Origin of the sequence: Nonomuraea mesophila, from assembly GCF_004352805.1 — a bacterium.
GTDB classification, from domain to species: domain Bacteria; phylum Actinomycetota; class Actinomycetes; order Streptosporangiales; family Streptosporangiaceae; genus Nonomuraea; species Nonomuraea longispora.
In genome coordinates, this window is record NZ_SMLD01000255.1 from 1 (window position 1) to 9,559 (window position 9,559).

A 9,559-nucleotide genomic window follows, 5' to 3' on the forward strand; every position below is an offset into this window, starting at 1 on the left:
GTGGGTCGGGTGGGCGAGACACATTCACGTCGGCGCGGCGCCTGTGTGGATAGAGAATACGATCGGCCCGGTCCGCGGTGTACAGGTAGAAATCAAGCATGCGGCGGACGGCTCTTTGCGGCTCCTCCTCAGGCTCTTCCTCAACGGCGCGTTCCCGGGCGTATGCGCGCAGGAGATCGTGAAAACGGATCCGGCCGGATTCCGGTTCTTCCACAAGGTGCCGGTCGATCAGCTCTTCCAGGGCGTGTTCCGCCTGGTTTCGGTCACACCCGATCAACGCGGCGGCCGCACCGACGGTGAGGTCGGCGCCGACATGCAGACCGAGACGGCGGAACGCTTTTCGCCGTTCCGGTGACAGCTCTCGGTACGAGAGATCGAACGCGGTGGAAAGGTTGCTGTCTCCCGCGTGCATCTCGGCCAGCCCGCCCTTGGGGCGAGACAGCTTCACCACCAAGTCTCCGACACCTCGCGCCGGCCGGTGGCGAAGCTTGTTCGCCATGATCGTGACCGCGAGCGGGAGATATCCACACAGGCTGACGAGCCGGTTGACGTCACCGGCATCGAGCGGTCGGCCCTGGCCCACGATCCGGCGGAAGAGGAGCGCCGCCTCGGGTGGAACCAACGCCTCCAGCGAGAGGGGCCGCGCACCCTCCAGCCCGGTGAGCCGTCGCCGACTCGTTATCAGCACGAGGCAGCCCGGCTTACCCGGAAGGAACGGTCTGACCTGGTCAGCGCTGGCTGCGTCGTCGAGCACGATCAATATCCGGCGATCGGCCAGCCGTGCGCGCCACAGTGCGGCACGCGGCTCCAGCCCGTCCGGGAGTCGTTGAGGATCATCCCCCAGAAGCCGGAGCAGGATTTCGAGTCCATGGCCGGGATCGATCGGTGGCTGGTGGGGATCGTGGGCGCGGAGATGTAAGTACCACCGCCCGTCGGGATAGCGGTCCGCCAGTTGGTGAGCCATGTGAATGGCGAGAGCCGTCTTGCCGACACCCGCCATTCCGTCAATGGCCCTGATCATCACCGAGGCGGAAGAATGCTCCAGTTCGTCGTACAGCCGGCCCAGTTCCGTTTCCCGTCCCGTGAAGTCCGGGATATCGCGGGGTAGATTGTCGGTCAGTGGTGCGGCGGCAACGTGGTGGCGCGCAGGGGGTGTGGCCAGGTCGGCATCGCCGCGCAATATGCGCTCGTAGGTGCCGCGCAGGGAAGGCCCCGGATCGGCTCCGAGGTCTTCTACGAGGCGGTGACTCGCCCGATGATAGGCCTCCAATGCCTCGCCCTGTCGTCCGCAGCGATAGAGCGCGACCATCAAATGCTCGACGAAGGACTCGTCATAAGGATGCTGGTGGACCAAGCCGTACAGCTCTCCGACCAGCTCAGCGTGACCACCCATCTCGAGTTCCATGGCAAGTCGCATGCCGATGGCCGCGCGATGCTCACTCTCCAGGCTCGTCCGCAACTTCGTGACCCATTCCCCGGACAACCCGGAAAGTGGATCGCCTCGCCATAGTTTCTCCGCCTCCCTGAGCAGACGCAGCGCGTCGTCGGGATCCCCACTGTCTGAGATTGCCCGGGCCTGAGCTTTGAGCCGGCGGAACCGGTGCAGGTCAACGCTCTGAGGATCGACCTCCAGCACGTACGCGCCGGAACGAGAGTTCAGCCGAGCCGCAGCCTCACCGTGCCTGCGGTTCAGCCGGCCACGCAGGCGTGCGATATAGCTATGAACGTTTCCACGGGCTTTCGCCGGCGGGGCGTCGTCCCATACGCGGTTGATCATCGTTTCGATGGACACAGGCTGTCCAGGAGTCAAGAGCAGGATGGCCAGTATGTGCCGTTCCTTGGCCGAACCGAGCTTGCGTGCCTCTCCGTTGGCCCGCAGCTCCACGGAGCCGAGGATGCGGAACTCCACGAGTGTCCTTCCCGTAGGCAAAGACCCCTGCTGACAGTTTCCCGCAGACTCGGTTCATGGTCCATATGCCACCTGTTGTATGACTTATCTGCTTCACGGTTGTTGCAAGGTTTTGTCCAGGCCTCGCATGGATTCTTGGAACGTGCCATTAGACGGGGATTTCGGCCAGGCGAATACGGCGATGTGAAACCACGCCGTTGAGGACAGGGGGTTCGAAAGTCTGATGTCGTGTTCAGAGGGGTACCGGGTGCCGGTTGGTCCGGATGCGCCGCGCTGGGTGACGGGCCGCAGCAGGAAAACCGTGCTGGTCGTCGTTCACACGGTGACATCGGGTCAGCGTCTGCTGGACGTTGTCCGCCTTCTCGCTGCTGATCTCCGGATCCAGGTGGTCTTCACCATGGCGCCGGACGTCTTCAGCAATGGGGTCGCCGAGTTGCTCATTCGGATAGGTGGCGTGACGCTGCCATGGCATCTGGCCATCCGCGAGCGGTTCGACCTCGCCATCTGCGCCGCCTATGGGGGCATCGAGAATCTCCATGCGCCACTCGTCGTCGTCCCTCATGGAGCCGGTTACACCAAACTGGTCAGTCGTCGATCGGGTGGCGGAGCAGTCGCGGCTCGCGGCGTGTACGGGCTCAGCGCCCAGGAACTGGTGCGAGACGGTACGGTGATCCCGTCGGCCATCGTGCTCGCTCACGAGGCAGAGCGGCTGCGGCTGGCGCAAAGTTGCCCGGAGGCTGTGGCAGTCGCTGAAGTCGTCGGTGACGCCTCCCACGACCGGCTGGTCGCCAGTTCACCTGAGCGTGGCGCCTATCGACAGGCCCTCCGGGTTCCGGCTGAACATGAGCTGGTCGTTGTGACCTCCACCTGGGGACCCAGTTCTCTCTTCGGCCGGCACCCAGGGTTGCTGAGGCGAGTGTTGTCCGAACTTCCCCGCGACCGTTATCGCGTGGCCGCGCTTCTCCATCCCAACATCTGGTTCGGCCACGGCGTCTGGCAGATCCATACCTGGCTGGCCGACTGTTTGAGGGCGGGGCTCATGCTGGTGCCACCCGAGGCGGATTGGCGTGGCGTCCTCGTGGCCGCTGATCATGTGGTGGGTGACCACGGCTCGGCCGCGGTCTACGCGACGATCTGCGGAGCATCTGTCTCGTTGGTAGAGGATGCGGGAGACGACGTGGATCCTGCATCGGCGGGAGGACTCCTGGCGTCGGCAGCACCCCGGATGCGACTGGACAGGCCGCTGCCGGCCCAGTTGTGCCGGGCCGCTGCCAGCCACCATCCGGGGCGGGACGCTGCGGTTGTGGCACGCCTCACTTCGGCACCAGGCCACTTCGACCGGAACATGCGGCGCCTGATCTACCGGCTCATGCGACTGCCACAACCGCTCATTCTGCCGAAGACGGACCCGGTTCCCCTGCCTTATCCGGCTTGCCCGCCGGACCACGCGGCTTTCAAGGAGCACAAATGAGCAGCACGATAGTCGTAGCCGGTGTGACCAGCCTGTACATGGCCATGCCCGTGATGGATTTCCCGCTGCCGTACGCATCGCAGAGGTTCCCCGCATGGATGAGGGCCGAGGTTGCCGGGGCCGCATGCCACATCGCCAGCACCCTCCACACTCTTGGCGATGAGGCTCGCCTCTGCACGCTCGTGGGGGAGGACTTGGCGGGCCAGGCGATCAGAACTTCACTGCGTGCCCGAGGCCTGTGGGGGCCAGGGGCAGTGACAGCGCCGCAATCCTCCCTCGGCGTTGTGCTGGTCGCCTCGAACGGGCAACGCTCCGGCCATCCGTATGTTGCCGGTGTCAATACCGTCCAGTATCCCGTCGAGGTGTTCCGTCGCCTCGTTCACGGCGCCGACTTGGCCGTACTCACCAATGCCGCCTTCGTGCGGCCCTTGTTGGGGTCCGCATGTGAACGTGGTGTGCCGATCGCGGTCGACGTTCATCTGATCACGGACGTGGACGACGCGTACAACCGACCGTGGTTGGAGGTTGCCGACATCATCTTCTGCAGCCACGAACGGCTCCCCTGCTCTGCCAGGGAGTGGGTGGCGAAGATCTTTCACCGTTATCCTGGGTGTTCGGTCGCCGCTGTCGGCCTTGGCGGGCGAGGCTGTGTCGTGGGGCTGGGTGACGGTGCTCTGATCAAGGTCGCGGCTGTCGCTCCGCGCGGAGTTGTGAACACTGCCGGCGCCGGTGACGCACTGTTCGCATCGTTCGTCCACAGCTGGCTCGCCACCCGGAATCCTGTGGCGGCGCTGGAGGATGCGGTGCTTCACGCCGGCTGGAAAGTAGGTGGCACCTTTCCTGGTGCGACCTCTCTGACGGCCGTGGAACTGGCTCGGCTACGCGAAACTCACTCTGTCAACACGGTGCTCGGTCGCTGGGACACCCCCGAATGACAGCGGGCCGCCGCCGTCAGAGCTCGGCGCCCACACGTCGATGCGGCCGGTGTGGTTGACGGCCCGTTCGGCCGGCCGCTCGACCGCGTCCACGTCGGTGGCGTCGGCCGGCACCGCGTGTGCCTGCCCGCCCTCCGGCGTTCGCACTCCCGTGCCGACCCTGGGGCTTCGTGGTGGCGAGCCGCTGGCACACCCTCCGCGCCCATGGTGGCGAAGGTGACGGACGTGGTTCGGCGGCCCCGCTGGACGTGCCGGTGATGACGACGTTGACCCGGCGGCGACCCGCCGAACGGGGGCGTTCGGGTGCGAATGGGCGGGGTAGCCGTAGCACATGAGCACTCCTGACGAGAACGCGGCCAAGGCCGACACCCAGCCGTTGCTGGACGCGGCCGAAGAGGCGGCTGCGGAAGAAGAGCGAAGCGGCGAACCGCGGTCCGCGGGGCAGGCGGCGATGGAGGAGGCGCTGAAGCGGTCAGGGCAGACGGCCGAGGACCTCACCGCCCCCGACACGGAGGACGGAGCCGGCGCCGCCTGACGTCGAGCGGCCCTGCCACAGTGCGCGTCCCATCATGACGCCCGACTACCCTGGCCGCCTCCCGGCACACCGCCGACGCATGCCCACCCCGCGGGTGGGTAGCTGGGGCCGGTTGGGACGACGCCGGGTGGACGTGGGGTGCATTGCGCGCACTGATTGTGGAGACGGGCTTCAGCAGGGGAGCGCTTGCCGCGGTCCGCTCGCTCGCCGCCGCGGGCTGGCAGGTCGGCGTCGGCCATCCGAAGGCCGCCGGGCTGGGGTCGTCGTCGCGCTTCTGCCGCTGGAGGCACCGCGTGCCCGCGGCCCACGAGAGCCACGACGCCTTCATCGCCGCCGTCGGGGCCGCCGTCCGCCGCCACGGTTACGACGTGGTCTTCGGGGCCGGTGAGGCCGAGGTCCTCGCGCTGTCCATGGACAGGGACGAGGTGCCGGCGGTCGTCCCGTACGCCGCCCACCGGCACGTCGTACGCGCCATCGACAAGCAGGAGTTGTGCGACGTCGCCGAATCGGTGGGCCTGCGCACGGCCGCGACCCTCGACCCGGGCGTCCTCGCCGCCGAGCACCGGCCCGTCGTGGTCAAGGCCCGCCTGCACGCCCGGCCGGAACACCCGGGGGCGCCGCCCCGGATCGACACGCTCGTCGTGCACGGCGGCGATGCCGCGCGCCGCCGGGCCGACGAGGTGCGCGAGCTCGGTGGCGAGCCCCGGGTGGAGGAGTTCCACGAGGGGCGCCTGATGGCCTACTCCGCCGTCGCCGCGCCCGGGGGCCGGGTGGTGGCCGAGTGCATGCAGGTGGCCTCACGCATCTGGCCGCCGCAGGCCGGCGCGAGCTGCCGCGCCGAGACCGTGCGCGTGGACGCCGGCATCAGCGGTCCGGCGGGCCGGTTGCTGGCGAGCCTCGGCTGGTTCGGGCTGGCGCAGCTGCAGTTCGTGGTGCCCGAGGACGGTACGCCCCGGCTCATCGACCTGAACGGCCGCTTCTACGGCTCGATGGCCCTGGCCACCGCCGCCGGCGCCAACCTGCCCGCGGCCTGGGCCGGCCTCGCGACCGGGCGCGACGTGCCGTACGCGCGGGCCCGGCCGGGCGTACGGTACCAGTGGCTGGAGGGCGACCTGCGGCGGGCCGTCGTGGAACGCCGCTGCGGCCTGGTCGCGGACCTGATCGGCACCGTGCGTCTCGCCGGGGGAGCCGCGCACAGCACCCTGTCCCTGCACGACCCGGTCCCCGCCCTGACAGGCGCCTTCAGGCGGGTGCTGCGGTGACCATGTCCGTGGGTTCAGGGCAGGGCCGCGGTGACGAGGTCGGCGGCCTTGCGGACGTCGGCGTCCAGCGGGCGGTCGGGGTCGACCGGAGGGATCGCCTCCGACAGGGCGTCGAGCAGCTCCCCGCAGCCCGGAGCGGTGGGACGGCGGGCGCCGGCGTACGCCGCCTGCCGCAGGCCCACGGCCAGCGAACCGCAGAGCAGGCGGAGCAGGGCCGCCATGTCGTAGGCGCGCAGGGCGGCCTGGGTGCCGAAGGGGACCACGTCCTGGTTGTGCAGGTTGGTCGGCAGGCTCTGCATGCCGGCGGGTACGGCGGCGCGGCGGATCTCGGCGACGAACGCCGTCGTGGCGAGCTGCACGCCCTGCATGCCGTGCTGGCGGCCGGGCCCAGAGGCCAGCATCGGGGGCAGGCCGCCGTTGCGCGCCGGGTCGACGAGCAGGTCGAGCTGCCGTTCCGCGAGGTTGCCGAGCTGCGCGGTGACCATGGCGAGGACGTCGGAGGCGAACGCGGCCGGCTGCCCGAAGAAGTTTCCGCCGTGGACGACCAGGTCGTCGCCGGGGAAGAACAGCGGGTTGTCGCTGACGCTCGACAGGTCGGCCTCGGCGACGCCGTCGACGTACCGGAGCGCGTCCTCCGCGGCGCCCAGGAGCTGCGGTGAGCAGCGGATGCTGTACGGCTCCTGCAGCGCCCGCGTGCCCGACGGCCTCATTCCGGCGAGTGTCTTGCGCATGCCGTCGGCGACGTCGGCCGCGCCGCGGTGGCCGTACGCGGTGAGCAGGCGGGGGTCGAGGAAGCCCGGGTCGCATCCGAGCAGGTCGGCGAGCAGGCAGGTGAGGGCCTGGATCGCGCGGTGGGAGGCTCGTACGCTGTCCAGCGCCAGCGCGGTCGCCGCGGTCGTCAGGGACGTGCCGTTGACGAGCGCGAGCGCGTCCCTGCCGTCGAGCGCGAGCGGGCTGAGCCCGGCCTGGTCCAGCGCGTCGGCGGCGGGCAGGCGGCGGCCTCCGACGTATGCGTGCCCGCGGCCGCGCAGCGCCTGGGTGGCGTAGGCCAGCGGGATCAGGTCACCGCTGGCGCCGACGGAACCGTAGCGCGGGACCGCGGGCACGAACGTCGTCGCGAACATCGCGGCGAGCCCGTCGATGACGTGCGCGGAGACGCCGGACAATCCCTGCGCCAGCGACCACACGCGGACGAGCAGCGCGGCCCTGGTCACGTCGTGGGGCAGGTCAGGCCCCTGCCCGGCGCCGAGGTGGGCCAGGGTGTTGTCGCACTGGTCCGCCTCCTCCTCCCGGCCGGCGAATCCGACGAGCGCCCCGAAACCGGTGGTCGCGCCGTACACCGGACGTTCCTCCTCACTCAGCACGTCGCGCAGGAAGCCCCGGCCGCGCTCGACGCGGTCACGCACGCTCGCGTCCACCAGGACGGACACGGGCGCGGCGGCGTTGTGGAGGTCGGCCGGGCGCAAAGGGGCAGCAAGTTCGATGTCGGGCACGCTCGGACGATAAGGCGCTAATTCTCAGAAATCTCTGAGAATTCCTGCCTAGTTTCCGATTCATGGCGCATGACTACGTGATCATCGGAGCCGGACCCGCCGGGCTGCAGCTCGCCGCACTGCTCGAACGTAACGGTCATGACTATGTCGTCCTGGAACGCGGCGCCGGGCCCGGCACGTTCTTCACCCGGTTCCCGCGACACCGCCGGCTGATCTCCATCAACAAGGTGCACACCGGGTTCGACGACCCGGAGCGGCGGCTGCGGATGGACTGGAACTCGTTGCTGAGCGACGACCCCGAGCTGCTGTTCACGCGGTACAGCGAGGAGTATTTCCCGCAGGCCGATGATTTCGTCCGCTATCTGGCCGACTTCGCGGCGGCGACCGGCGTGAGGGTGCGTTACGACACCGACGTCGTACGGATCAGCCGGGACGACGACGGCTTCACCGTCACCGCCCGCGACGGGGGAACCTTCCAGGGACGGCGGCTGGTCATGGCCACCGGCGTCTCCCGCCTGCACGTCCCCCCGATCCCCGGCATCGAGACCGCGGAACGGTACGACACGTTCGAGACCGACCCGGCGTCGTTCACCGGCCAGCGCGTCCTCGTGATCGGCAAGGGCAACTCCGGGTTCGAGACCGCCGACTCGCTCATGCACAAGGCCGCCGTCATCCACGTGGCCGGGCCGCACTCGGTCAGGATGGCCTGGCAGTCGCACTACGTCGGTCACCTGCGCGCGGTGAACAACAACTTCCTCGACAGCTACCAGCTCAAGTCCCAGAACACCGTGCTCGACGGCACGGTGGAGAGCATCGAACGCCGCGACGACGGCCGCTACCGCGTGATCTTCCGCTACGCCCGTACGGTGGAGGCGCTGCGCGAGCTGTTCTACGACCGGGTCATCGCGTGCACGGGCTTCCGCTTCGACGCCTCGGTGTTCGACGACGACTGCCGGCCCGCGCTGGTCATCGACGACCGCTTCCCCGAGCAGACTCCGGCGTACGAGTCGGCCACCGTCCCCGACCTGTACTTCGCCGGCACGCTCACCCAGCAACGCGACTTCAAGAAGGCCACCAGCGGGTTCATCCATGGCTTCCGGTACGGCGCGCGTGCGCTCTACCGGATCCTCGCCACCCGCTACCACGGCGGTTCGTGGCCGGCCGAGGAGGTCGAGCCGACCCCGGACGCCATCAGCGACGCGATCATCGGCCGGGTCAACCGCTCGTCGGCGTTGTGGCAGCAGTTCGCGGTGCTCGGCGACGTGGTCACGGTGAACGGCGGCCCCGCGCTGTACCAGCAGGAGGTCCCGGTGGCGTACACCGCCGACGGCGGGCTCGGCCCGGCCCGGCACAGGTTCGTCGTCACCCTGGAGTACGGCGCCGACCACGACTGCGTCGACCCGTTCGACATCTCGATCCCGCGCGTGGCGGAGAACGACGCCGTACACGCCCACGACGCCAGCTACCTGCACCCGGTGGTGCGCTACTACCGCGACGGGGCCGAGGCCGGCGTGCACCACCTCGCGGAGAACCTCGAGAACGAATGGGACATGCCGGCGGTGCACCAGCAGCCGCTGGCCGTCTTCGCCAAGGAATGCCTCGCCGATGCCGGCTGACACGTACCCGCGGGCGGTCCTGGACGTCCTGGCCGCGGCCGGTGACCGGCCCGTGATCGAGCACGGGGTGCGTACGGTCACCGGCGCGCAGCTGCTCGGCCTCGTGAGGCGGCTGGCGGCCGGGCTGCGCGCGGCGGACCTCGGGCCAGGGGACGGGGTCGCCCTGATGCTCGGCGTCACCCCGGAGGCGTTCGCCGCGGTGATCGCCGGTTACGTCGTGGGAGCCCGGGTCGTCGGTGTGCGGCCGGGGCTGCCCGACGCGCAGGTGCGCCACATCCTGCACCAGGACATCGCCGCGATCGTGACGGACGCCGCCCCCGGCGCGCCGGCCCCCGCCC

8 protein-coding genes are annotated in these 9,559 nt (G+C 69.4%); 6 read left to right on the forward strand and 2 right to left on the reverse strand.

The genetic code is table 11. The annotated features are described in order from the left end of the window. The coding region (locus tag E1295_RS45245; protein WP_181958147.1) for an AfsR/SARP family transcriptional regulator at nt 1–1,909 on the reverse strand (1,909 nt) is incomplete at its 3' end. Nucleotides 1,910–2,156: 247 nt separating this feature from the next. Here E1295_RS45245 and E1295_RS45250 point away from each other — a divergent pair. The 4 genes from E1295_RS45250 to E1295_RS45265 all read left to right on the forward strand — a co-directional run bounded on the left by E1295_RS45250 (nt 2,157) and on the right by E1295_RS45265 (nt 6,112). After that, nucleotides 2,157–3,380, forward strand: coding sequence for a hypothetical protein (locus tag E1295_RS45250; RefSeq protein ID WP_220449225.1), 1,224 nt, complete (start codon nt 2,157–2,159; stop codon nt 3,378–3,380). Continuing rightward, nucleotides 3,377–4,315, forward strand: coding sequence for a carbohydrate kinase family protein (locus tag E1295_RS45255; RefSeq protein ID WP_132641122.1), 939 nt, complete (start codon nt 3,377–3,379; stop codon nt 4,313–4,315). The genes E1295_RS45250 and E1295_RS45255 overlap by 4 nt, the downstream gene beginning before the upstream one ends. A 331-nt stretch (nt 4,316–4,646) precedes the next feature. Then, entirely contained in the window at nt 4,647–4,850 is a 204-nt protein-coding gene (locus E1295_RS45260; RefSeq protein WP_132641124.1) for a hypothetical protein, read from the forward strand. 143 nt (nt 4,851–4,993) lie between these two features. Further along, nucleotides 4,994–6,112 carry an ATP-grasp domain-containing protein gene (locus E1295_RS45265; RefSeq protein ID WP_132641126.1) on the forward strand — a complete coding sequence of 373 codons (1,119 nt, stop codon included), beginning with the start codon at nt 4,994–4,996 and terminating at the stop codon, nt 6,110–6,112. Nucleotides 6,113–6,126: 14 nt separating this feature from the next. Here E1295_RS45265 and E1295_RS45270 read toward each other — a convergent pair whose 3' ends face one another. Next, nucleotides 6,127–7,605, reverse strand: a complete 1,479-nt coding sequence (locus E1295_RS45270; protein WP_220449226.1) for an aromatic amino acid ammonia-lyase — start codon at nt 7,603–7,605, stop codon at nt 6,127–6,129. A 62-nt stretch (nt 7,606–7,667) separates the two neighbouring features. Here E1295_RS45270 and E1295_RS45275 point away from each other — a divergent pair, with 62 nt between their 5' ends. After that, on the forward strand, nt 7,668–9,221 hold the full coding sequence (locus E1295_RS45275) for an NAD(P)-binding domain-containing protein (RefSeq protein ID WP_132641128.1): 1,554 nt from the start codon (nt 7,668–7,670) through the stop codon (nt 9,219–9,221). Then, the coding region (locus tag E1295_RS45280) for an AMP-binding protein (RefSeq protein ID WP_166427732.1) at nt 9,211–9,559 on the forward strand (349 nt) is incomplete at its 3' end. The genes E1295_RS45275 and E1295_RS45280, both read left to right, overlap by 11 nt.